General features: G+C 74.5%; 24 protein-coding genes. 8 read left to right on the top strand and 16 right to left on the bottom strand.

The features are described 5' to 3' along the window. Positions 1-102 precede the first annotated feature (102 nt). On the bottom strand, positions 103-852 hold the full coding sequence (locus ACIBTV_RS25100; RefSeq protein WP_396708660.1) for an SDR family NAD(P)-dependent oxidoreductase: 750 nt from the start codon (positions 850-852) through the stop codon (positions 103-105). Then, on the bottom strand, positions 843-3,599 hold the full coding sequence (locus ACIBTV_RS25095) for a wax ester/triacylglycerol synthase domain-containing protein (protein WP_396708659.1): 2,757 nt from the start codon (positions 3,597-3,599) through the stop codon (positions 843-845). The genes ACIBTV_RS25100 and ACIBTV_RS25095 overlap by 10 nt, the downstream gene beginning before the upstream one ends. Before the next feature lie 107 nt (positions 3,600-3,706). Between ACIBTV_RS25095 and ACIBTV_RS25090 the strand changes: the two genes are divergently transcribed. Beyond that, entirely contained in the window at positions 3,707-4,573 is an 867-nt protein-coding gene (locus tag ACIBTV_RS25090) for a hypothetical protein (protein ID WP_396708657.1), read from the top strand. Between the two features lie 288 nt (positions 4,574-4,861). Next, a complete protein-coding gene (locus ACIBTV_RS25085; RefSeq protein WP_396708656.1) occupies positions 4,862-5,740 on the top strand; it encodes a DMT family transporter in 879 nt (292 codons plus the stop codon). Positions 5,741-5,793: 53 nt separating this feature from the next. On the opposite strand, the gene ACIBTV_RS25080 is transcribed toward ACIBTV_RS25085, so the two are convergent. Further along, complete coding sequence (locus tag ACIBTV_RS25080) at positions 5,794-6,501, bottom strand: carbonic anhydrase (protein WP_396708654.1); 708 nt, start codon at positions 6,499-6,501, stop codon at positions 5,794-5,796. Positions 6,502-6,638: 137 nt separating this feature from the next. On the opposite strand from ACIBTV_RS25080, the gene ACIBTV_RS25075 reads away from it, so the two are divergent. Continuing rightward, positions 6,639-7,163 (top strand): molybdenum cofactor biosysynthesis protein, encoded by a 525-nt coding sequence (locus tag ACIBTV_RS25075; RefSeq protein ID WP_396708652.1) that lies wholly within the window; start codon positions 6,639-6,641, stop codon positions 7,161-7,163. Here ACIBTV_RS25075 and ACIBTV_RS25070 read toward each other — a convergent pair. Continuing rightward, positions 7,151-8,485, bottom strand: a complete 1,335-nt coding sequence (locus tag ACIBTV_RS25070; RefSeq protein WP_396708650.1) for a carbohydrate-binding protein — start codon at positions 8,483-8,485, stop codon at positions 7,151-7,153. The two genes, ACIBTV_RS25075 and ACIBTV_RS25070, sit on opposite strands and share 13 nt — an antisense overlap. A 128-nt stretch (positions 8,486-8,613) precedes the next feature. Between ACIBTV_RS25070 and ACIBTV_RS25065 the strand changes: the two genes are divergently transcribed. Both ACIBTV_RS25065 and ACIBTV_RS25060 read left to right on the top strand, forming a co-directional pair. After that, positions 8,614-8,916: a GNAT family N-acetyltransferase gene (locus ACIBTV_RS25065; RefSeq protein ID WP_396708649.1), complete on the top strand. Its 303-nt coding sequence runs from the start codon at positions 8,614-8,616 to the stop codon at positions 8,914-8,916. A 45-nt stretch (positions 8,917-8,961) separates the two neighbouring features. Further along, positions 8,962-9,738, top strand: a complete 777-nt coding sequence (locus tag ACIBTV_RS25060; protein ID WP_396708647.1) for a nucleotidyltransferase domain-containing protein — start codon at positions 8,962-8,964, stop codon at positions 9,736-9,738. 53 nt (positions 9,739-9,791) lie between these two features. Here ACIBTV_RS25060 and dinB read toward each other — a convergent pair whose 3' ends face one another. From dinB to ACIBTV_RS25025, 7 genes are all read right to left on the bottom strand, one after another. Further along, positions 9,792-10,979 (bottom strand): DNA polymerase IV, encoded by a 1,188-nt coding sequence (gene dinB, locus ACIBTV_RS25055; RefSeq protein WP_396708645.1) that lies wholly within the window; start codon positions 10,977-10,979, stop codon positions 9,792-9,794. Between the two features lie 117 nt (positions 10,980-11,096). Beyond that, complete coding sequence (locus tag ACIBTV_RS25050) at positions 11,097-11,474, bottom strand: hypothetical protein (protein WP_396708643.1); 378 nt, start codon at positions 11,472-11,474, stop codon at positions 11,097-11,099. Positions 11,475-11,513: 39 nt separating this feature from the next. Beyond that, the gene (locus ACIBTV_RS25045) at positions 11,514-12,041 is read right to left on the bottom strand and encodes a GNAT family N-acetyltransferase (RefSeq protein WP_396708641.1); all 528 of its coding nucleotides are present in this window, start codon (positions 12,039-12,041) and stop codon (positions 11,514-11,516) included. 60 nt (positions 12,042-12,101) lie between these two features. Further along, positions 12,102-12,272, bottom strand: a complete 171-nt coding sequence (locus ACIBTV_RS25040; protein WP_396708639.1) for a hypothetical protein — start codon at positions 12,270-12,272, stop codon at positions 12,102-12,104. A gap of 32 nt (positions 12,273-12,304) precedes the next feature. Continuing rightward, the gene (locus ACIBTV_RS25035) at positions 12,305-12,718 is read right to left on the bottom strand and encodes a VOC family protein (protein WP_396708637.1); all 414 of its coding nucleotides are present in this window, start codon (positions 12,716-12,718) and stop codon (positions 12,305-12,307) included. Positions 12,719-12,841: 123 nt separating this feature from the next. Then, positions 12,842-13,975 carry a peptidoglycan-binding protein gene (locus tag ACIBTV_RS25030; RefSeq protein ID WP_396708635.1) on the bottom strand — a complete coding sequence of 378 codons (1,134 nt, stop codon included), beginning with the start codon at positions 13,973-13,975 and terminating at the stop codon, positions 12,842-12,844. A 133-nt stretch (positions 13,976-14,108) separates the two neighbouring features. Continuing rightward, positions 14,109-14,801, bottom strand: a complete 693-nt coding sequence (locus tag ACIBTV_RS25025) for an RraA family protein (RefSeq protein ID WP_396708633.1) — start codon at positions 14,799-14,801, stop codon at positions 14,109-14,111. Between the two features lie 168 nt (positions 14,802-14,969). On the opposite strand from ACIBTV_RS25025, the gene ACIBTV_RS25020 reads away from it, so the two are divergent. Continuing rightward, positions 14,970-15,965 carry a hypothetical protein gene (locus ACIBTV_RS25020; protein ID WP_396708631.1) on the top strand — a complete coding sequence of 332 codons (996 nt, stop codon included), beginning with the start codon at positions 14,970-14,972 and terminating at the stop codon, positions 15,963-15,965. 208 nt (positions 15,966-16,173) lie between these two features. After that, the gene (locus ACIBTV_RS25015; RefSeq protein WP_396708630.1) at positions 16,174-17,421 is read left to right on the top strand and encodes an MFS transporter; all 1,248 of its coding nucleotides are present in this window, start codon (positions 16,174-16,176) and stop codon (positions 17,419-17,421) included. Here the strand turns inward: ACIBTV_RS25015 and ACIBTV_RS25010 are convergent. Both ACIBTV_RS25010 and ACIBTV_RS25005 read right to left on the bottom strand, forming a co-directional pair. Next, positions 17,388-17,777 carry a VOC family protein gene (locus ACIBTV_RS25010; protein ID WP_396708628.1) on the bottom strand — a complete coding sequence of 130 codons (390 nt, stop codon included), beginning with the start codon at positions 17,775-17,777 and terminating at the stop codon, positions 17,388-17,390. The genes ACIBTV_RS25015 and ACIBTV_RS25010 overlap by 34 nt on opposite strands. Before the next feature lie 121 nt (positions 17,778-17,898). Next, positions 17,899-18,312: a YchJ family protein gene (locus ACIBTV_RS25005; protein WP_396708626.1), complete on the bottom strand. Its 414-nt coding sequence runs from the start codon at positions 18,310-18,312 to the stop codon at positions 17,899-17,901. Positions 18,313-18,439: 127 nt separating this feature from the next. Between ACIBTV_RS25005 and ACIBTV_RS25000 the strand changes: the two genes are divergently transcribed. After that, entirely contained in the window at positions 18,440-19,150 is a 711-nt protein-coding gene (locus tag ACIBTV_RS25000) for an MBL fold metallo-hydrolase (RefSeq protein ID WP_396708624.1), read from the top strand. Positions 19,151-19,164: 14 nt separating this feature from the next. On the opposite strand, the gene ACIBTV_RS24995 is transcribed toward ACIBTV_RS25000, so the two are convergent. From ACIBTV_RS24995 to ACIBTV_RS24985, 3 genes are all read right to left on the bottom strand, one after another. Continuing rightward, positions 19,165-20,268, bottom strand: a complete 1,104-nt coding sequence (locus ACIBTV_RS24995) for a magnesium and cobalt transport protein CorA (protein ID WP_396708622.1) — start codon at positions 20,266-20,268, stop codon at positions 19,165-19,167. A gap of 87 nt (positions 20,269-20,355) precedes the next feature. Next, positions 20,356-20,988 (bottom strand): class F sortase, encoded by a 633-nt coding sequence (locus ACIBTV_RS24990; RefSeq protein ID WP_396708774.1) that lies wholly within the window; start codon positions 20,986-20,988, stop codon positions 20,356-20,358. An 89-nt stretch (positions 20,989-21,077) separates the two neighbouring features. Next, positions 21,078-21,575, bottom strand: a complete 498-nt coding sequence (locus tag ACIBTV_RS24985) for a hypothetical protein (protein WP_396708621.1) — start codon at positions 21,573-21,575, stop codon at positions 21,078-21,080. Between the last annotated feature and the right edge of the window lie 373 nt (positions 21,576-21,948).

Below are 21,948 nucleotides of genomic sequence, written 5' to 3'. Positions count from 1 at the left end.
GGACGGTGGATGTATATGGGTTGGTTCATGGTGTATGTCCCCACGCGACTGCCGGGTCCAAGGCGGACGACGTGATGCGGCAGGGACGACGGCGACGACGACTCAGCCGAAGCGGGTGGCCAGCCGGCGGTACGCCCCGGGCAGCGCTCCCCGCACCGCCACCGGAAGTCGCAGCCAGCCCGGCACGTAGATCTCGGCGCGGTCCCGGGTGATCGCCGCGGCCACCGCGTCCGCCACCCGGTCGGGTGGCAGCGGGCGGGGCCGGCGCCGCCGGTACGGCTGCCCACGGCGGACGAAGAAGTCGGTGTCCACCACCCCGGGCACCAGCGTGGTCACCCCCACCGGACGGGTGGCCAGCTCCAGCCGCAGGCTCTGCGCGAACGCGTCCAGGCCGGCCTTCGTGGCCGCGTAGACGGCCTCGCCGCCCACCCCCAACCGGCCCGCGATCGAGCCGACGAAGACCAGGTGACCGCCCCGGTGACACATGCCGGGCAGCAGCGCCCGGGTCAGCTCGATCGGGGCCCGCAGGTTCACCGCGACCAGGTGGTCGGCGAGCGAGTCGGCCATCCCGGCGAACGGCCCGGCCCAGCCGACGCCGGCGTTGTTGATCAGCACGTCCACCCGGGTGTGCCGGGCCAGGGCCCGCTCGGCGAGGTCCCGGCCGGCGTGCGGCCGGCTCAGGTCGGACAGCAGCGGGTCGGCGCCGGTCTCCGCGGCGAGCCGGCCGAGCCGGTCGGCGTCCCGGCCGGCCGCGACGACGTGGCATCCGGCCCGGGACAGCCGGCGCACCAACGCCGCCCCGATCCCGGACGACGCGCCGGTCACCAGCACCACCGCGCCGGTCAGGCGCACCGGGGCACCCCGGGTGGGACAGCCGCGCCGGGCACCCGCCGGTAGCCGACGCCGCCCTCGGGACCGAGCACCGCCGTGCCGCCGTCGCCGCCGGTGCGGCGGCCACCGTGGCGCACGCCCACCGCGCCGACCGTGGGGGGCGCGCCCGCGGCGCCGTCGACCTCGGCGAGCAGGTCGTCCAGGCCGTCGCGCAGCGCGACGGCGAAGGCCTCGCCGACGTCCGCGAGGGCCTCGTTGAGGATCACGCCGATCTCGAAGCCGTTGCCGCGTCGCAGCACCCCGATGCCGAGGTGCACCCCGTCGGCGAGGGCGACCACCGGGGTGGCCGACCGGATCGGCGCGCCACCGACCAGCCGCGCCTGGAACAGCGCGGGGACGTAGGAGACGACCACGTTCAGCCGGCGGCTCGTGTAGACCCGTCGGGCCAGCGCGGCGTGCACCGGCGCGGGCAGGGCGCCCATGGCCCGCATCACCAGCCCGGCGGCCTCGGCCTCACCGCTGCCCAGCGCGCCGCGCAGCGCCCGCCGGACCGCGTTGATGCGCGCGGTCGCCGGCATCGTCACCAGCGGCAGGTCGAGGGTGACCGCTCCCGTCCAGTTGCCCTGGGTGGGTGCCCGCCGTCGGGGGTCGTGGGAGACCGCGAACATCGCCCGCAGCCGGTCCGGCGTCGGCGCCGGGTGCGCCGTGGCCAGCGCGCCGGCGGTGAGCGCGAGCATCAGCTCACTCGCGTGGGCGTGGCACGCGCGGGCCGCCCGCAGCACGTCCGGCGCGGACAGCGTGGCGGTCACCAACCGGCGACGCGGCGAGGAGAGCGGGCGGTTGAGCGGCGTACGCGGCGCCGAGCCCTGCGCGGCCAGCCGGGCCAGCCCGCGGATCGTGCGCCCGACCCGGCGGGCGGCCTCCCGGGTCCGGCCCCGGCCGGCCGGTTCGGGGGCGGTGCCCAACCGGGCGGCGGGCGGCCGGCCCGCCGCGGCGCGAGGCGGACCGGCCTCCCGCGCCGAGCCGGCGGGCTCGTCCATGTCGATCAGCCGTTGCAGCACGGCGATGACGCTCAGGCCGTCGCCCAGGCTGTGGTGCATCTTGACGGCCAGCCGGGTGTGCCCGTCGGGCAGGCCGCGGACCAGCACCATCCGCCAGGGCGGGCGGTTCAGGGGCAGCGGGTCGGACCAGAACGCGTCGATCACCGCGCTCCCGTCGTCCCCGGGGCGGACGTGCACCTCGTCGATGTGGGCGCCCGCGTCGACGAAGCGGTCGACCACCCAACCGGGCCGACGCCAGCGGCCCCGGTCGACGAGGCGGCGGCGCAGGGTGGTGATCGCCGGCAGCCGCCCGGCCAGCAGGCGGGTCAGCTCGGCCCCGGTCAACGGCCCGCCGTCGGGGCGTGGGCCGAGCTCCAGGACCGTACCGATCTGCTGGGCCTCCGACGACGTCTGGACGTGCCGGAAGAACGCGTCCTGCGCGCGCAGCGGCCAGCTCGCCGGTCCGCGGGTGCCCCGCCGCCGGAGGCGGCGCACGGCGGACCGCGCCCGCCCACCGTCGGGCCCGTGGCCGTCGGGTCCGCCGCGCGCGCCGCCACCCCCGCCGTACGGCCCGGTCGGGCCTCCGTCGGGCTGCCGGGACCGGGCGACCGCCGGCAGGCCGAGGTCCGGCAGCGACGCCTCGGACGGCGCCAGCACCGACCGGGCCGGCTGGCGCAGCCGCGTACGGACCCCGGACACCAGCGTCTGCGGGGTGTGTGCCGTCTCGGCCAGCCCCGCGGCGGCCATCAACGCCGCGTTGGCCGCCCCGTGCGCGGCGATCGGCCGGTACATCATGATCGGCGTGCCGGTGGCCAGGGCCTCCAGGGCGGTCGCACCGCCGGCGTTGGTCACCAGCAGCCGGGCGGCCCGCAGCAGGGTGGGCATGTCGTCGACCCAGCCCCGCACCAGCAGGCGCCCCGGCGGCACCTCCAGCGCCGCCAATCGCTCGGCCAACCGCTCGTTGCGACCGCACACCGCGACCACCTGCACCTCGTCGCCGATGTCGACCAGCGCCCGGATCGCCTCCTCGACCGAGCCGAAGCCGTAGGAGCCGCAGGCCACCACGACCGCCGACCGTTCCGGGTCGAGATCGCAGCGCCGGGCCGCCTCCACCCGGTCGCCCGGGTGGAACGTCTCGAGCACCGGCGGGGCGCAGACCCCCAGCGGCGCACCGGCGGCGGCGACCGCGGCCACGGGCAGCGCCGCCGGGTGGACCACCACGTTGAGGTCCAGGTCGGAGTACACCCAGAACGGGTGCGGCGCGAAGTCGGACACCCAGGCGCCGACCGGCACGCCGAGCCCGCGGCGGCGGCGCAGCCAGGCCAGGCCCGCGCTGCCCAGGGGGTACGTCGAGACGATGAGATCCGGGTCGAACGCCTCGATCACGGGCGCGAGCCGGCGACCCGCCCAGGCGCCGGTGAACCACTTCGCGGCAACGGCGAACCAGTGGTGGCGCCAGAGCGAGGCCCAGAAGAACTCGTACAGCCAGGGCGTCATTCCGACGTTCGTGACGTACGTGCGCCGGAACCCCCGACCGACTCCCGGCCCCATCACCTCAAGTGTGTCCACCCAGCCGACTCGGCTGCCCGGCCACAGGGCGTGGACCCGCTCCTCCAGCGCGCGGCCGGTCGCGTCGTGCCCGCCGCCGATGTCGGCGGAGACCACCAGGACCCGGCGGGCGACCGGTTCGCCGTAGTCCGGAAGGGCCGGCTGACCCGGCGCGCTCACGGGTCACCCACCCGGTTCGACCCACCGGGGGCATACCCGCCCACAGGTGGGTATGCCCAGGTGCCCTCGCCGGCCCTGTCCGGCGCCGACGACACCGGGATCCTGACATGGCTGTGGGCTTCTTTCTGGCGATCGGCGCCGCGTTGTGCAGCGCCAGTGCCGCCATCCTGCAGTCGATCGGGGTGCGCCGGTTGTCCGCGACCGCGCACCTGGACCCGCGGCTCCTGCTGAGGCTGGTGCGCAACGGCCCGTACGCGACCGGCCTGGCGCTCGACGGGGCGTCGTCGCTGCTGACGTTCACTGCGCTGCGGATGCTGCCGATCTTCGCGGTGCAGGCCGTCGGAGCGGCCAACCTCGGCATGGTGGCGCTCATCGCCATGATCGTGCTGCGGGTCCGCCTCACGGTGCTGGACTGGACGGCGATCGCGGGCGTGATCGCGGGCCTGGTGCTGCTGGTGCTCTCCGCGGAGGCCGGGCCACCGGGCGAGGTGCCGGTCAGCGCCGGCTGGTGGCTGCTCGGCGTGGTCGTCGCGGTGGCCGTCGGCGCGTACCTGAGCAGTCCCCGGATGTGCGGCCCGGCCATTCCCGGGGTGCTGGCCGGCCTGTCGTTCGGTTCCGCGGCGCTCGGTGCCCGGCTGCTCGCCCGCGCCGACAGCGCCGGCGCGCTGTTCGGCAACCCCGCCACGTACGCTGTGCTGCTCGCGGGCCTGACCGGTGTGCTGCTCTACGCGGCCGCGCTGCAACGCGGCTCGGTGACGGTCGCCTCCGCGTCGTCCATCGTCGGGCAGACCGTGGCGCCGGCGATCACCGGTTGGCTGCTGCTCGGCGACCGCGTCCGGCCCGGGTTCACGCCGATCGCGGTCCTCGGCTTCGCGCTCGCCGTCGCCGGCGCGGTCGCCCTCGCCCGGCACGCCCAGCCGCAGACGCAGGAGTGCCGCCCGGAGATACCCGGGCCGTGCGGGGGCGATCGCTGACATGTCGGCTGCTCCCAGGCGGTGCGCGGCGGTGGGCGATGAACGCCCTTCGGACCAATCGTCAGCTTAATGACCAATATGCGGGTTCCTGAGGCGATTGCCGGCAGTGCCGGACAGGAGGGCCCGTTCCGGGTGGTCGTCCGGCCGGGCTGGCCCGTTTAAGCCGGGCCCGCCGGGGAAGCCGCGACCGGACGATCCGCTCGTCCCGGCCCGGCGCATCCGCCGGACGGCAGCAGGCGCGAACGACACGGTGAGGGGGAGTCAGGTGACCCGTCCGGTTGACGCGCGGTGAGCGATACCGGAGATCTGGTAGCGGGCGTACCCATCGCCCTGGCTGCCGCTGCCGCGTTCGCCGTATCGGGAGTGCTGCAGTTCCGTGCCGGAAAGCAGGTGCCCGAGGAGCAGCCCGGGCGGCCGTCGCTGCTGGTGCGGCTGGTCCGCATTCGCGGTTGGCGCTGGTCGGTGGTGTTCGCCGCGTTGGCGTTCGCGCTCCAGGTCGCGGCGCTGAGCCTCATTCCGCTGATCCTGGTGCAACCCCTGCTGGTGACCGGGCTCGTCTGGTACGTGCTGCTGTTCGCGGCGTTCGCCCACGACCGGCCCGACCGCACCATCCTGGCCGAGTCCACCCTGTGTCTGTTCGGGCTCGCCGCGTTCCTGGTGATCGCTGAGCCGGGTCGTGGCCAGGGGCGAGGGCTGGAGTCCTTCTGGTCGGCCTTCCTGCTCGGGGCGGCCGTGGTCCTGTCGGTCGGGGCCTGCGTGCTGTCGGCGGTGAAGCTCAAACGGAAGTGGCGGCCGATGCCGCTGGCCATCGCCGCCGGCATCTGTTACGGCGTCACCGCTGGTCTGATCAGCAGCTTGGCGTTCCACCTGCACGGCAGCCCGCTCGGCGTCTTCACCCAGTGGCAGACGTACGCCATCGCCGTGCTCGGTCCGTTCGGTGTGCTGCTGAGCCAGAACGCCTACCAGGCCGGGCCGATGGGCGCGCCCGCCCTGGCGGCCATCACCGTCACCGACCCGCTGGTCGCCATCGCGGTCGGGTTGATCTGGCTGGACGAGGCGATCCGGGTCGGACCGATGGCGGTGACCGGTGAGGTGTTCGCCATCGTCGTCGTGGTGCTGGCGGTCTTCCTGCTCGCCAGACGGGCGCCCCACGTCAAGGGCGGGTGACGGGGCCGGCCGGAGGCCCGCCGGGATGGGGCCGCCGACCGTCGCGTCCGGTCTCAGTCGAGCTGGGTGACCCGGCCGGTGTCGAGGTCGTAGCGGGCGCCGACCACGCGCAGCGCCCCCTCGTGCACCTTCTCGGCGATGATCGGGCTGCGGGCGAGCAGCGAGCGCACCTGGGCCCGGACGTTCGCCCGCACGGCGTTCTCCACCGGATCGCCGGGCAGGTGGAGCACCGGCTCCACCACCGGGCGGAGGCTGGCGACGATGGTGCCGATGTGGCCCGGGGCGGTGCCGCCGCCGCGGATCGCGTCGATCGTGGCGGAGATCGCGCCGCACCGCTCGTGGCCGAGGACGACGATCAGCGGGCTGCCGAACTCCTCCACCGCGAACTCGACGCTGCCGAGCAGCAGGTCGTCGACGATGTTGCCGGCGACCCGGTTGTCGAACAGGTCGCCCAGCCCCTGGTCGAGGAGCAACTCCGGGGCGACCCGGGAGTCGGCGCAGCCGATGGTCACCGCGAAGGGGTGCTGGCCGGCGGCCAACTCGTGCAGGTCGGCGAGGCTCTGGTGCGGGTGGCGGCTGTGCCCGGTGACGAACCGGTGGTTGCCCCGCAGCAGGCGGCGCAGCGCCTCGGCGGGGGTGACGGGCGCGGGCTCCGCCGGTGCGGCGACGGCGGGCCGCGCGGCGGCGGTCGCCCCGACGGCGACGACGGCGGCGCCGCCGGTGGCGAGCAGGGTGCGGCGGGACAGGGGCGGACGCGTCACGATGGTCTCCTGTGGTGAGGCGGTCGGCCTATTTCCTACCATCGATGACCGACCGTCCAGTGTGGTCCGGAACACCCTCGCCCCGCTGGGTCGGGTTTTCGACCCACGACCCGGGGCGACGGGCTACCGTCGGCCTGGTGAGCGTCGACGTGCCCGGAGACCGCCCGGCGCCGGCCGTCGTGCAGCTGCTCGCCTCGCCCGTCCACCGCTACGTGGGCCGCCCGGCCGACGGTCCGGCGCCGGCTCCGCCCGGTGAGCTGGTCGAGGAGATCCGGCTCCGGGCCGGCCTCGGCATCGTCGGCGACCGGTACTTCGGCCGGCCGGCGCACCGGGAGGCGAGCGTGACGGTGATCGCCCAGGAGTCCCTGCCGCCGGGCGCCGACCTGCGGCAGGTGCGGCGCAACGTGCTGACCGTCGGCATCCCGGTGGACGAGCTGGTCGGGTCGGTGCTGGTCCTGGACACCGGCGCCGGGCCGGTCCGGCTGCGGGTCAACCGCCCGGCCAACCCCTGTGCCTGGATGGACGTGGCGATCGGTCCGGGCGCGTGGAGGGCCTTGCGCCGCCGGGGCGGGGTGCGCTGCACCCCGCTCACCGACGGCGTTCTGCGGGTCGGCCCCGTCCGGGTGGAGGTCGAGGAGCCGGGGCCGGGTCAGCGGCCTTGAAGCGCCCGGACGGTGTCGCCGAACGTCCAGCCCTTGCTGCCGTCCCAGTTCAGCGACCAGGTCATCAACCCCTTGAGGCCGCCGTTGTAGGTGTTCCACGCCTGCGCCACCGAGGCGGGCGGCAGGTGGCCGCCGCCGGCCCCCGGCTGCGCCGGCAGGCCCGGGACCTGCTTGTCGTACGGGACGCGGATGGTGGTGCCCTGCACGACGAGCCCGGCGTTGAGGCAGTCGGTCTGCTTCGTGAAGCCCTGCACGGTGCCGGCGGGGTAGGAGTCACCGGCGCAGCCGTACATGCTGCCGTTGTAGTACTGCATGTTGAGCCACCAGAGCCGCCCGTTGTCGGCGTACCGCTTGATGATCGGCAGGTAGGCGCCCCAGATCGACCCGTAGGTCACGCTGCCCCCGGTCACGTACGCGGTCTCCGGCGCCATGGTCAGGCCGAATCCGGCCGGCATCTGCGCGAGCACCCCGTCGATGATGCGGACGAGGTTGGCCTGCGAGGTGGAGAGCTGGGTGATGGTGCCGCTGCCGGTCAGGCCGGTCTCGATGTCGATGTCGATGCCGTCGAAGTTGTACCGCTTGAGGATCGGCACGACGGTGGCGACGAACCGGTCCGCGACCGCGGCCGAGCTGAGGTCGATGCCGGCGGTCGCGCCGCCGATCGACAGCAGGAGGGTCAGGCCGGCGGCCTTGGCCTGGCACATCTCGGCGGGCGTCGGCACCTTCACGGTGGCGTCCATCCCGTCCTCCCAGAGCACCGTCCCGTCGGCGCGGATCACCGGGAACGCCGCGTTGATCACGTTGTAGCCGTGCGCGCGGATCCGGGAGTCGGTGATCGGGATCCAGCCCAGCGGCGGGTGGACCCCGTTCGTGGCGCCGTCCCAGTTCTCCCAGTAGCCCTGCAGCACCTTGCCGGCCGGCTTCGGCTTCAGCGGGCAGGTGGAGCCCGGCGGCGTGGACGTCGGCGGCGGGGTCGTCGGGGGTGGGGTCGTCGGCGTCGGCGTCGGCGTGGGCGTGGGCGTGGGGGTGCCACCCGTACACGCCCCGAGGTCGGTCCAGAGGGCGGGGGTCGCCGCCGGGTTCCAGCCGGCCCCGGCCGGCGGCGTGTGCGTCACCAACGCCTGGTAGGTGCGCCCGGCGTAGGTGACCCGAGTGCCGGCCGGGTAGGTGACACCCTCCGCCCAGGCCGGCGCCGTGCAGGCCGCGAGGGCGGTGACACCCCCGGTGGTGGTGGCGAACCCGGCGGTGGTCGGCAGGGCCGCGCCCGCGAGGGCCACCGCCACGCCGGCGAGCAGGGCGTACGTCCGACGTTGAAGTCGCATGGCATGCCTCCTCATCGATGGACCGGAGGCTATCAATTAACTTTGTTAAATGTAAGAGTGGGAGCCGACGGCGGGGTGCGGTGCCGGTCACTGGGCGACGCGGTCGGCGGCCTGCCACACTTTCCGGCATGCAGTTCACCGTGACAGACGTGCCCGAGCGGGAGCGCTTCGAGGCCCGGGACGAGGCGGGCACGCTCGCCGGCATCGTCACCTACCAGCTGACCGGCACGATCATCGCCTACACCCACACCGAGGTCGACCCCGAGTTCGAGGGCAAGGGCGTCGGGTCGACCCTGGCCCGGGCGGTGCTCGACGACGCGCGGGCCAAGGGCCGGACCGTCGTGCCGATCTGCCCGTTCATCGCCGGCTGGCTCGACAAGCACCCCGGGTACGAGGACATCGTGGTGCGCAGCACGCGCAAGGTGAAGTAACACCCGCTGTCGGTCGACGACGGTCGATCAGGTCGGATGGCGGGCATGGATTCGGACGTACAGCGGTATCTGGCGGATCTGGTGGGTGCCGCGCGGTCGGTGCTGGGTGACAACCTGGTCGGCGCGTACGCCGCCGGCTCGGTCGGTCTCGGCGCCTACCAGCCCGGCCGCAGCGACATCGACGTGGCGCTGCTCTGCGCCGAACCGCTGCCCACCGCGGCCAAGCGCGACCTGGTCGCCGGCCTGCGGCACGAGGCGCTGCCGTGCCCGGCCCGAGGGCTGGAACTCGTCGCCTACCGCCGGTCGGTCGCCGCCTCGGGCACACCGGAACCCGGCTTCGAGGTCGAGCTCAACACCGGCGCGCGCATGCCGTTCCGGGCCACCTACGCGCCGGCCGACCGGCCGGCCGCCGACGGCCACTTCTGGTACGCCCTGGACCGCAGCATCCTGCACCAGCACGGGTACGCGCTGCTCGGCCCGCCCGCCGCCGAGGTGTTCACCGACCTCGCCCCGGCCGACCTGCGCCGCCTCCTGATCGACGCCCTGAGCTGGTGGCTCGCCCTGCCCACCCCGCCCGGCGACGAGCCGGCGCCCGGCGCCGAGGACGCGGTCCTCGGCGCCTGCCGGTCACTGGTCCGCGTCCGGCACGGCCGGTGGCTGGCCAAGACCGACGCCGGCCGGCAACTGCTCGCCGACGGGCACCCCGGAGCGTCCGTGATCGAACGGGCCGTCGCCGCCCGGCTCGGCGGCCCGCCCCCGAGCGGCCCACAGGCGCGGGCCTTCCAGCGGCAGGTCCTCGACGCCATCAGCCACGACACCTGAGCAATCCGGCAACTGCCCACCGCCGTCCGACCAGCCCGCGTCTCTCGGCCCGTTCAGTCGGGCAGGAGCGGCATCTCCGGCCCGGCCTCGCGGCCGAGCAGCACCGCGCGGGTGAGTGCGTCCGAGCCGAACCGGTCCCGTACCGCGTCGACCGCAGCGTCGAGATCGGCGCCCGGGTCCCGGTCGAACGGCAGCGGCGGCTGCACCGGGTTGTCGTCCAGGTTGCCCAGCGCGACGCCGACCAGCGTGACCCCCCGCCGCTCGATCTCCGGCAGCGCGGCCCGCAGCAGGGCCCGGACGCCGTCGAGCACGATCCGGGTGTCGTCGGTCGCCTTCGGCAGGGTGCGCGACCGGGTCGCCCGGCTGTAGTCGGCGAAGCGCAGCCGCAGCACGATGGTCCGTCCACCGCGGCCGGCTCGACGCATCCGTCGGGTGACCCGGTCGACCAGGCCGGCGAGGACGGCGTCGAGTTCGTCCGGCGGATGCGGCCCGCCGCCCAGGGCGTGCTGCGCGCCCATCGACCCGCGGCGGCGCCCCACCTGCACCGGCCGGGGGTCGCGGTTGTGCGCCAGGGCGTGCAGGTGCCGGCCGGCGCCCGCGCCGAGCAGCGAGACGAGGGCCGCCTCACCCAACCGGGCCACCTCGCCGACCGTGCGGATCCGCCGCTCGCGCAGCTTGGCCGCGGTCACCGGGCCGACGCCCCAGAGCCGTTCCACCGGCAGCGGGTGCAGGAACGCCTGCTCCCCGCCGGGCGGCACGACCAGCAGACCGTCGGGCTTCGCCACCCCGCTGGCCACCTTGGCGAGGAACTTGGTCCGGGCGACGCCGACCGTGATGGGCAGGCCCACCTCGTCACGGACGTCCCGTCGCAGCGTGGCCGCGATGTCGGCCGGCGGACCGACCAGGCGGCGCAGGCCGCCCACGTCGAGGAACGCCTCGTCGACGGAGAGACCCTCCACCAGCGGGGTGGTGCGCCGGAAGATCTCGAACACGGCCCGGCTGGCCGCCGTGTACGCGGACATGCGGGGCGGCACCACGATCGCGTCGGGGCACAGGCGGCGGGCCTGTCGGCCGCCCATCGCGCTGCGGACCCCCCGCGCCTTCGCCTCGTAGCTCGCCGCCAGCACCACCCCGCCGCCGACGATCACGGGCCGGCCGCGCAGGCGCGGGTCGTCCCGCTGCTCGACCGACGCGTAGAACGCGTCCAGGTCGGCGTGCAGGATGCTGGCCCCGGTCGACACGAACACATGTTCGCACGACGCGCCGGCTTCGCGCCGCTGACCTGCCCGGACGTGCCGGCGATCCGGCCGGTCAGGCGAACTGGCCCGCGTACCGCTGCACCCGCTGGCCGGGGCGACTCAGGCGATGCGCGGCGGCGGCACGTTCGGCAGCGGCCGGCGGTCGGCGGACCCCTGCCGCGCGTCGCCCGGACCGGCCGGCCGGGGCACGGCGGCCCGCCGGACCACCGGCGACCGCGGGTCGGTCCGGTCCGGGACGGTGGCGGTGGGCGGCGTGCCCGCCGTCGGGGCCGCTCCGGTGATCTCGGTGAGCAGAGCCAGCAGCCGTGGCGCGTCCCCGGTGGACAGACGGAACGATCCGCGGCACACCGGGCCGCTCCACAGCGACAGCACCACGGCGCCCCGGTCGGGGTGGTAGCTGACCCGCATCATTCGGTCCTCACCCCGCACGTCGGCGAACAGGTCACCGAAGCTGGGTATCGGCAGCACCTCTCCCATGGCAACCAGAATGCAACAGTCCGGTCACGGTGGGAATGGTCAGAGCGCGCGAAAAGGCTTCGCGTACGCGAACTCGCCCCGGATCGCCGGGTCCCACGCGGCGAGCGGACGGGCCATGAAGTAGCGCGGTCCCCACGCGGCGACGGGCGGGGTGACGCCGAGGTCGACGGCGGGCCCGAACCCGAAGCGCGGGTAGTACCCGGGGTGCCCGAGCAGCACCACCAGCGGCTCGTCGCGGGCGTCGGCGGCGGCGAGCACCGCGTGCATCAGCGCCGAGCCGACGCCACGCCGCTGCCACTGCGGGTGTACGCCGAGCGGCCCGAGCCCCAGCGCGACCGGCTCGTCGGCGACCCACCCCCGGGTGCACACCACGTGCCCGACCACCTGCCCGTCGGCATCGGTGGCCACCAGCGACAGGGCGGCCAGCCAGGCATCGTCGGCGCGCAGCGCGTCGACCAGGGTGGCCTCGACGGGCACGGTGTCCGGCGCGTCGGGCTTGGCGAAGGCGGCGCTGTGCACGGCCCGGACGGCGTCCACGTCGGCGGGTGTCTCGCGTCGGATCAGCATCGGCCCACGATAGGGAGCGCCGGCCGCGGGCGCCGCTCAATATTCCGGTGCCGTCCGGGCTCACGCCGTCGCGGTCGGTGACGGCGGCGCGCTGCCGCCCTGGGGCGCCTCGCCGGTCATCAGACGGACGATCTCCGCGCGGTCCGCCGCCGACGGGAGGCCCCAGCCGGGGCGGTAGCCGTACACCTCGTGCAGGGGAGTGGAGCCGGTGCGGCCGTCGAGGATCTCCACGGCGTCGGTGTGGACCCGCCCGGTCGCCGAGGTCAGTCCTGCGGCGGAGCGATGTCCACCATCCACGGGACGCCGAACCGGTCGGTGCACATGCCGAACTCGTCACCCCACATCTGCTTCTCCAACGGCGTGGTCACCACGCCGCCCTCGCTGAGCTGCTCCCAGTAGCGGCGCAGCTCGTCGGCGTCGTCGCCGCTGAGGCTGATGGTCATGGTGCTGCCCGGGCTGTGTTCCATGCCGGGTGGGGTGTCCGACGCCATCAGCGTGAAGCCGCTGTCGGTGTCCAGCTGGGCGTGCATGATCTGGTCGGCGAGCCCGGGCTCGGCGCTGCCGAACTCGCCGAACGTGTTCATCCGCAGCGTGCCACCGAAGACCCGGTGGTAGAACTCGATCGCCTCCCGGGCGTTGCCGGTGAAGCTGAGGTACGGGTTGAGTCGCGAAGCCACAGCACCCTCCTTGGTCGTGACCTGCGCATCGTCGCAGACCAGGGGTGGGTGGACAACGAACCACACGCGCGTTTCGGCGGGGGCGGCCGGGCGTCGACCGCTCCCCGCCGGGTACGCGCCGGGTCAGTGGTGGCGGAACGACTGCCGGACGACGCCGCCGACGATCGCGCACCAGGTACTGACGCTGACCTTGCCGTTGCGGGGCAGCCCGTGCAGCGCCTGGATGTCCTTGACGGCCTTCGTGGTGGCGTGGTCGTACTCGCCGGTGACCGTCACGTCGGCGTAGCCCTTGAGGTTGAGGATGAACTGCACCGCGCTCACCGGCAGGCCGCCGGCGTCCTTGTCCAGCTCCGGCACCAGCGTCTCCCACGTCTGCGGGGTGAGCGTGGCGTCGACGTCCACCGGGATGCCGTTGCGGTACTGCCAGTCCTGCACGGCCGCCACCGTGGCCGCGTCGAACACGCTGTTGACGGGAACGGTGTAGCCCCGGTGGGCGAGCAGGTACTGCACGACCTGCACGGACGGGGAGCCGACGAACCGCCACAGGTCCGGCCAGCGGCGGGCCGGCACGTCGGCCAGGTCGGTGTCGAGCGCCTCGAACACCCGGCGGCGCAGGGTGGGGAACTGCCGGTAGAACGCGGCACCCGGGCACTGCGTGTTGCGGAAGTCCCAGTGGCCGAAGATGTCGTGGGCGTGCAGCCCGTACTGCCGGCAGACCGCGACGCAGAGCTTGACCAGCGAGTCCAGCAGCGCCTCCGGCGGCGTCTCGGTGACGTACGTGCCCTCGTTCTCGATTCCGATGGCCCGCCCGTTCTCGCCCGGGCAGTGGGCCGAGATCATCTGCCGGTCACCGGCCTGGAGTCGTTCCAGGCTGCCCCGCCGGCCCTCGAGGACGTAGCCGCCGCGGCTGACGGTGAAGTGCTGCCCGGTGTCGGACCACCCGTTGCCGTCCACGTGCAGGTCCTGGCAGTCGCGGGCCAGCTTGACGGCCTGGGCCTCGGAGTAGTCGGTGACGTTCGGGAACGCCATGTGGTGCACGATGATCTTGTTGGTTGCGATGGCGCTGACCGACAGGGGGTCGGCCGGCGGGCGGGCGCCCCACTCGTCGCAGCTGATGATCCAGTCCAGGTCGGCGCCCGGGGCCGCCTGCGCGGCGGCCGGGAAGGCGAGCTCGCTGCCGACGACCGCGACCGTGGCGGCGCCGAGGCCGGCGCGCAGCAGGGTGCGCCGGTCCAGTTCGGAATGGTCCACGTGCATGACATCTCCTCTGCGGCCAGGACGGCGGGGATGAAAAGTAGCTCCATAGGCCGCGCGTGATGTGGAGGATATTGCCAGTGCTCGGCGTCGCGCTAGAGGTCGACCGTGGCCGACCTGATCCGGTGGGCCCCGATCACTCCTCGATCGCCCCGCCGACCCGGCGCAGGTGCCGACGGAACGTGTACGACGGGTCGTCCGCCCGCCGCGTCAGATAGTCGGCGAAGGCGGTCTGCCGGCGCAGCGTCTCGCCGGAGCGGATGCGCGCGGCCTGGTCGCGTTCGACCCCGCGAATCTCCGCGGCGGTCGCGAGCACCGCGTCGGCGCGGTCGGCGGCCACGAAGAGCACCCCGTCGTCGTCGCCGAACACGAGATCGTCGCGGCTCACCTCGTGCCCGCCGACCCGGGCCGTGGTCAACGCCTGCGGTCCCCGCTCGTCCACCCGTACCGGCCCGGCCGGGTGGCTGCCGTAGCTGAACACCGGAAGTCCGATCTCGACCAGGTCGGTGGTGTCGCGGTGCAGGCCCCACACCACCAGCCCACTCACCCCGGTCGCTGCGGCCTCCAGCACCACCAGGTCACCGACGCACGCCTCGTCCGTCCGCCCGCCGTTGTCGACCACCAGCACGTCACCCGGCGCCGCGTGACCGAACGCCTCCAGGAACACGTCCACGCTGCCGTGATGCCGCGCCGGCAGCACCCGCCCGGCGATCCGTTGCCCGGCCACCACCGCCCGCACGCCGGGTGGCGCGGCCCGCACCGGCACCCCGAGACGTACGCAGGCGTCCGCGACGAGCGGTGTGGTCAGGTCGGCGAAGCGCTCCAGCACAGGTCCTCCTCGGGTGGTGGGACGCCATCGTAGGAGCGCCGACCGGCCCGTCCGCGAGATCCAATCCCGCTCGCCTGGCCCACCCCGCCGCCGACACGGCGGGTTTGGGCAACCGGGCGGGTGGGGTAGGGCGCGGGGAGATTTCTGCCGCCCCTGTGGAGGACCGTGATGAGAGACAACTTCAGCGACGCGGTGGGCGACGCCCTCCGCGCGGTGATGCTCTTCCTACCCAAGGCCGTGGCCTTCGTGGCCATCCTCGTGGTCGGTTGGCTGGTCGCCAAGGCCGCACTGAAGATCGTGGACCGGGTGCTGGAGCGGGTGGGCTTCGACCGGGCCGTCGAACGCGGCGGCATCCGTCGGGCGCTGAGCCGTTCCCGCTACGACGCCAGCGACATCGTCGCGAAGCTCGTCTACTACGGCCTGCTCCTCGTCACCCTTCAGCTGGCGTTCGGCATCTGGGGTCCGAACCCCATCTCGGACCTGATCGCCGGCGTGATCGCCTGGCTGCCACGGGCCTTCGTCGCGATCGTCATCGTGGTGGTCGCCGCGGCGATCGCGAACGCCGTCCGGGACATCATCGGTGGCGCGCTGGGCGGCCTGTCGTACGGCCGGGTGCTGGCCACCGTCGCGTACGTCTTCCTGCTGGGCCTGGGGGTCATCGCCGCGCTCAACCAGATCGGCGTGGCCACCGCGGTGACCACTCCGGTGCTCATCGCGGTGCTGGCGACCCTCGGCGGGATCCTGGTCGTCGGTGTCGGCGGCGGCCTGGTGCGGCCGATGCAGAGCCGCTGGGAGTCGTGGCTCAGCCGCGCCGAGCAGGAGTCCCGGTTGATCGCCACGCACGCCCGGGCCTACCAGGCCGCTCGGCGCGACACCGAGGCGGAGCTGTCCCGCCCGGCCGCCGCCGACCCGGACCTCACCCGCCCGGCCGCGGCCGACCCGGAGAGCACCCAGGTCGTCAACCGACCCGCCGACCCGGAGAGCACGCAGGTCGTCACCCGACCGACCGATTCGGACGCCACGCAGGTGGTGCCCCGCTCGGACGACCCGGACGCCACCCAGGTCACGTCGACCGGCACGTCCGTGCCGACGCCGCGCGCGGCGGACGACAGCGAGGCCACGATGGTGATCCCGCCGATGGAGCCGCGTACCGACCGCCGCTGACGGTCACGGGTGGACGGGGTGGGGCCGGCCGGTCCCACCCCGTCGCGGGTGCCCGGGGGCGGCGCGAATCCCCCTGTCCCGCGCCCCCGGTGCCGATTACCATCGCCGGCATGACGTGGCGATGGTGACGCACCGCTGACGGCCGGTCCCGTGGGCCGCCGCGGACACCGCACCTCCGGTGTCCGCTTCGTCTCCACGGGAAGGCCCCATGACCCTCACCTCCGCGCGGGAGCGCGACCGCGGCGTCCGCCGCCTGTCCGTGACCCTCTACGGGTACGCGTTCCTCAGCCAACTCGTCCTGCTCTACCCGGTGTACGCGTTGCTCTTCGCCGACACCGGGCTGTCCGTCTGGCAGATCTCCTCGCTGTTCGTCATCTGGTCGGCCAGCTCCATCCTGCTGGAGGTCCCCTCCGGCGCCTGGGCGGACGCGGTCTCCCGGCGGCTGCTGCTCTGCCTCGCGCCCCTGGTGACCGCCGCCGGTTACGGCCTCTGGGTGTTGTCGCCGTCCTACCCGGCGTTCGCCGTCGGGTTCGTGCTCTGGGGCTTCGGCGGGGCGCTCGCGTCCGGTGCCCTGGAGGCGCTGGTCTACACCGAGCTGGACCGGCGGGGCGCCGCCGGCCGGTTCCCCCGCGTCCTCGGCCGGACGCGCAGCGCCGAGATGCTCGGCGCGCTGGCGTCGAGCGTGCTGGCCGGTCCGGTGCTCGCGGTCGGCGGCTACCCGGCGGTCGGCGGGGCCAGCGTCCTCGCGTGCGGGCTCGCGGCGGCGCTGGCGACCCGGCTTCCGGAGCATCCGGTCACGCCCCCGGCCGCCGGGGAGGCGGGCGACGACCTCGGCTGGTGGGCGAGCCTGCGCGCCGGCGTGGTCGAGGCCCGGGCCGTTCCGGCGGTACGCGCGGCGGTGCTGCTGGTCGCCGGGGTCGCCGCCGTCTGGGGCGCCCTGGACGAGTTCACGCCGCTGCTGGCGCGGGACACCGGCGTCGACACGGCCGTGGTGCCGCTGCTGCTCCTGCCGATCTGGGCGGGGGTGACCGTCGGCGGGCTGCTCGCCCCGGCCGGCGAGCGGTTGGGCGCGCGCGGGTACGCGGCGCTCCTCACGCTCGCCGCGCTGGCTCTGGCCGCCGGGGCGCTGACCGACCACCCGGCCGGCTTCGGGCTGCTCGCCGTCGCGTTCGGCGCCGGCCAGCTCGCCGGCGTGCTGGCCGAGGCCCGCCTCCAGGCCCGGATCACGGGGCCGAGCCGCGCCACCGTCACGTCGCTGTGCGGGATGGCCACCGACGTCATGATCATCGGTGGTTACCTGGCCTACGGTCTGGTCGCCACCGCCGCCGGAAACGCCCTGGCCTTCGCGGCGGCGGCGGTGCCGTACCTACTGGTGGCGGTGCTGCTGGTCGCCGCGCGTCGACGCCGGCGGGTGGTGGCCGGTCAGTCGCCCAGGTGCAGGAACGACCACTGGTGACCGTCGAGGTCGCGGAATCCGCGCATGTAGAGGCCACCGGCGTCCTGCCCGTCGCCGAGGGCCTCACCACCGGCCGCGACCGCCCGGTCGACCAGCTCGTCCACCCGATCCCGGCTCTCGGTGGCGAGGCCGACGATCACCTCCCGGCTGGTCGACGTGTCGGTGACCGCGACCCCGGTGTACGCGGTGAACGACGACGCGACGTGCAGCATCAGCCGCGTCGTGGGGTTGAGGGACAGCATCACCGCCATGCCGTCCGGTGCGGGCTGCTCACCGTCGAAGCCGATCGAGCGGAAGAACTCGGCCGCCGTGTTGAGGTCGCGTACGGGCAGGCTGATGTAGGTCGTGATGGTCACCGGAGATCTCCGTCCGCCTGGTCCGTCAGCGTCTCGGCATCCCCACCGTACGACCTGCCGCGCGCCCTGCGGTCGTCGCCGCGCCGCTGTCCCCGGACCGGCGTACCGGCGGGGCGTCTGGTCAGGCGTCCTCGGCGTCCAGGTAGACCCACCGGCCGTCCGCCCGGACGAACCGGCTGCGCTCGGTCACCGTGCCGGGTCGACCGGCGAGCCGGTAGTGGGCGTGGAACTCCACCGTGCCGCCGCTGTCCAGCAGGCCGCCGCGGACGACGTCGACGATCTCCAGCCGGGTCCAGCGCTGCGCGGGGTCGAGGTCGAGGCTGCCCGGCCGGGTGCGCTCGTGCCAGCTGCGCAGCAGGTATCCGGCGTCGCCGACGGCGAACGCGCTGAACCGGGAGCGCATCAGCGCCTCGGCGGTCGGGGCGTCGGCATCACCGGCGTGCAGCGGGCCGCAGCACGCCGCGTACGGCCGGCCCGACCCGCACGGGCAGGCCGCCCCGGCGGACCCGTCCCGTCCTCGTCCCCGCTTCGCCACGGGCCCATCCTGCCGCACCCGCTCGCCGCGCCGTGCCGGGGGCGGTCCGGGGCGACGGACCGGACGCGGTGACGCGCCGGACCCGCGTTACGGCCCGACCGTGACACCGTCTCGTACGCTCGGCCGCATGTCGCGACCCCTCGCAGTCCCGCTCGCCCCCGGCGTCTGGCGCATCCCGACCATGGGCCGAGCGATGATCAACTCGTACGCCCTCGTCGACGACGACGGCAGCGTCACCCTGGTCGACTGCGGGGTGAAGCAGGCGCCGGCCCGGATCGTGCGCGGGCTCGCGGCGATCGGCAAGACCCCCGCCGACGTGATCCGGATCGTGCTCACGCACGCGCACCCGGACCACGCCGGCGGCGCCGCCGAGATGGCCCGCCGCACCGAGGCGCCGGTCGTGGTGCACGGCGCCGACGTGGAGTACGCGCAGGCGGGCACGGCGCCACCCCGGGACCGGGAGGTCACCGGCGGGCGGCTGTTCTTCCGGATGCCCGGCAACCGGTTCCCCGCCGTCGAGGTGGCCCAGCCGCTCGCCGACGGCGACCTGCTCCCGGTCGCGGGTGGCCTGCGCGTCGTGCACACCCCCGGCCACTCGCCGGGGCACGTCTCGCTGCTGCACGAGCCGACCCGCCTGCTCATCACCGGCGACGCGCTGTTCAACGTGGCCGGCATCCGCTGGCCGGTCAAGCTCTTCTGCTCCGACTTCCGGATGACGCAGGAGACCGCGCACGTGCTCGGCGAGCTCGACTACGACCTCGCCGCGTTCACGCACGGCCCGGAGTTGGCCGACAACCCCCGCGAACGCATCCGCGCCTTCCTCCTGCGCCACGGCTGACCCGCGGCGGCGGGTCAGAGCCAACCGGAGCGGCGGAAGAGCCGGTAGAGGGTGAACGCGGCGAGCACCATCAGCCCGAGCGCGACGGCGTATCCGTAGCGCCACTGCAGCCCGGGCAGCGTCGGGAAGTTCATGCCGTAGACACCGGCGATCCCGGTCTGTGCGGCCGCGATGGCCGCCCACGCGGCGATCTTGCGCATGTCGTTGTTCTGCTCCACGGCGAGCTGAGCCAGCCGGGACTGCACGATCGAGGTGAGCAGATCGTCGTACGCGGCCACCCGGTCGACGGCCCGGGCCAGCCGCGCGTCCACGTCCACGAAGCGGCGGTGCAGGTCCCGTGGCGGGTTCGCCGGGTCCTGCTGCTCCAGCAGCGTCCGTAGTGGAGACTGCAGCGGCAGCACCGCCCGCTTGAACTCCACCACCTCGCGCTTGAGCTGGTAGACGTGCTGGATGTCCGCGCGCCGGTCCCGGGCGAAGACGTTCTCCTCGACCCTCTCCAGGTCCCGTTCGACGTGCCCCGCGACCTCCAGGTAGAGGTCGACCATGCGGTCGCAGACCGCGTACGCCACCGCCCACGGCCCCTCGGCGAGCAGTGCCGGGCGCTGTTCGATCTCCGTCCGGACCGTGGTCAGCGCGCCGGACGCGCCGTGCCGGACGGTGAGCACGAACCGGTCGCCGAGGAACACCATCACGTCGCCGGTGTCGATCACCTCGGAAGTCTCAGTCAGCTCGTCGTGCTCCACGTAGCCGGCGGTGCGCAGCACCAGCAGCGTCACGTCGCCGTGCCGTTGCACCGTGGGACGGTGCCCGTCGGCGAGCGCCTGCTCGACGGTGAGGTCGTCGAGCCCGAAGACGCGGCCGACCGCCGCCATGACCGCGGGCCCCGGCTCGTGCAGGCCCAGCCACACGAACGCGTCGCGTCCGCGCCGGCTGCGGGCGTACGCGTCGGCGTAGTGCGGGCGTCCGGGCTCCCGTCGGCCGCCGACGTACACCGCACAGTCGACCACCGCGTCCGGATTGGACCGTCGGGGCGCCGGAACGGTCGCGCTCGACCGGCCGAGCAGCCGGTCGACGAGCGCGTGCAGCCGTCGACCCGGTCGCGCCGTTCGCTGATCCACCGCTCACCTCCGAGTCGCCGCAACCGCCGGCATACCGTACGCGGATCCGGGCCGCGGGCGCGGCGTCGACGCCCGTGTCGGCGGCGATCAACCGGTGCGGGTGGCGAGCACGATGATGTTGTCGACGTAGTCGCCGGTGCCGGCGTCGAACCGCCCGCCGCAGGTGATCAGGCGTAACCCGGCGGCGTCGCTGGGTCCGTAGACCAGGTCGGAGGGGAAGCGGTCCTTCGGGTACGAGGTGACGCCGTCCACGGTGAACGTCGCCACGGTGCCGTCCGCCCGGGTGATCCGGACCGGGTCGCCGGGCCGCAGTCGGCCCAGGTCGAAGAAGACGGCGGGACCGGTTTTCGAGTCGACGTGTCCGACGATGACGGCGTTGCCGATCTCGCCGGGGCTGGCGCCGTGCCGGTACCAGCCGGCGAGGCCGGGCCGGTCGAGGGAGGGCACCTCCAGCACACCGGCGGAGTCCGCGCCGACGGGGACGACCTCGGCCCGTACGCCGATGCCGGGGATCTGGACCAGGGTCGGCGCGGCGTGGGGGAGGGGCGGCAGGTCCGGGGCGGATCGGGTGGGGCCGACCGCGGCCGGTCCGGGGCGCGGCGGGCGCGGTGGGTCGGCGGTCACGCCCGCGGTGATCAGGCCCAGGCCGCCGGCCGCGAGCAGGGCGACGACCGTGACGGCGGGTGCCGTCGGGCGGCCGGTCGCGTCGTGTCGTGTCAACACGCCCACCTCCGTGCCGGTTCGTGGGGGTGCCCGCGCCGGGTGTCGCCGGTGCGGGCACCCTTCCCAGGGATGGTGCGGGTCGCCGGTCAGGCGACGGCGGACGTGGGACGCCGGCGGCGTAGCAGCAGGGCGGTGCCGGCGGCGGCCGCGCCGAGCAGGGTGCCGCCCGCGGCGAGGGCGCCGGTGGCGGCACTGTCGCCTCCGGCGCCGGCCGGGGCACCGCCGATCGGGGTGACGGTGAACGTGGCGCTGCCGGCGGCGCTGCCGGCGGCGCTGCCGTCGCCGCAGGTGGCGGTCACGGTGTAGGTGCCGAGGGTGAACCCGGCGGTGAAGAGTTCGGCGCTCAGGCCACCACCGGCGGCGGCGGTCGTGGAGCGCACGTTCTGGTCGCGGTTCGGACCGGTGACGCGGAAGATCGCGTCACCCGACTTCGGGTTGCAGGTCGTGGCCGTCAGCACCACCGTCCCGCCGACCGGCGTGCTGGCCGGCGACACGATCGTCTCGGCCAGCGCGGCGCCCGGCAGCAGGAGCGTGCCGAGACCCAGGCCGACCGCCGCTGACACGAGGACTGTCTTCGCCTTCATACGCGTCTTCCCTCACTTTTCGTCCGCTGAGAACGTGGGACGTCGTTCGGGTGGCCAACTCCGCGACTAGCACCGGTGTGCCCAACACTAGGGCGGTTGGGCCCTCGATCCGGTGAAAATGAGAAATCCTCGTTGCCGTCACGTGTCCGACGACCGATGGTGGAAGCAGCCCCGACCGACCGCGCGCGCACGGTCGCGTCCGGCGCGAGGAAAGCCCCCGCCCGGACGCTTCACGAGGTACGCCCGATCCCGGGGCTCAGTGGTCGTCCTTCTCCAGCAGCGTCTTCAGGTCGGCCAGCAGCTCGGGCCACCCACCGCTCTCGGGCAGTTGCCCCGCACCCGCGGCCCGGTACGGGGTCCCCACCCGTACCGG

Origin of the sequence: Micromonospora sp. NPDC049366 (assembly GCF_044466625.1) — a bacterium.
Classification (GTDB): domain Bacteria; phylum Actinomycetota; class Actinomycetes; order Mycobacteriales; family Micromonosporaceae; genus Micromonospora.
This window is presented reverse-complemented; position numbering and strand designations above follow the sequence as displayed.

Bases quoted from the DNA above. Each gene is read 5' to 3' on its own strand.
- ACIBTV_RS25090 (WP_396708657.1), top strand. From the start codon at position 3,707: ATGGCTGTGGGCTTCTTTCTGGCGATCGGCGCCGCGTTGTGCAGCGCC.
- ACIBTV_RS25070 (WP_396708650.1), bottom strand. From the start codon at position 8,485: ATGCGACTTCAACGTCGGACGTACGCCCTGCTCGCCGGCGTGGCGGTG.
- ACIBTV_RS25065 (WP_396708649.1), top strand. From the start codon at position 8,614: ATGCAGTTCACCGTGACAGACGTGCCCGAGCGGGAGCGCTTCGAGGCC.
- ACIBTV_RS25060 (WP_396708647.1), top strand. From the start codon at position 8,962: ATGGATTCGGACGTACAGCGGTATCTGGCGGATCTGGTGGGTGCCGCG.
- ACIBTV_RS25050 (WP_396708643.1), bottom strand. From the start codon at position 11,474: ATGGGAGAGGTGCTGCCGATACCCAGCTTCGGTGACCTGTTCGCCGAC.
- ACIBTV_RS25045 (WP_396708641.1), bottom strand. From the start codon at position 12,041: ATGCTGATCCGACGCGAGACACCCGCCGACGTGGACGCCGTCCGGGCC.
- ACIBTV_RS25030 (WP_396708635.1), bottom strand. From the start codon at position 13,975: ATGCACGTGGACCATTCCGAACTGGACCGGCGCACCCTGCTGCGCGCC.
- ACIBTV_RS25020 (WP_396708631.1), top strand. From the start codon at position 14,970: ATGAGAGACAACTTCAGCGACGCGGTGGGCGACGCCCTCCGCGCGGTG.
- ACIBTV_RS25015 (WP_396708630.1), top strand. From the start codon at position 16,174: ATGACCCTCACCTCCGCGCGGGAGCGCGACCGCGGCGTCCGCCGCCTG.
- ACIBTV_RS25000 (WP_396708624.1), top strand. From the start codon at position 18,440: ATGTCGCGACCCCTCGCAGTCCCGCTCGCCCCCGGCGTCTGGCGCATC.
- ACIBTV_RS24985 (WP_396708621.1), bottom strand. From the start codon at position 21,575: ATGAAGGCGAAGACAGTCCTCGTGTCAGCGGCGGTCGGCCTGGGTCTC.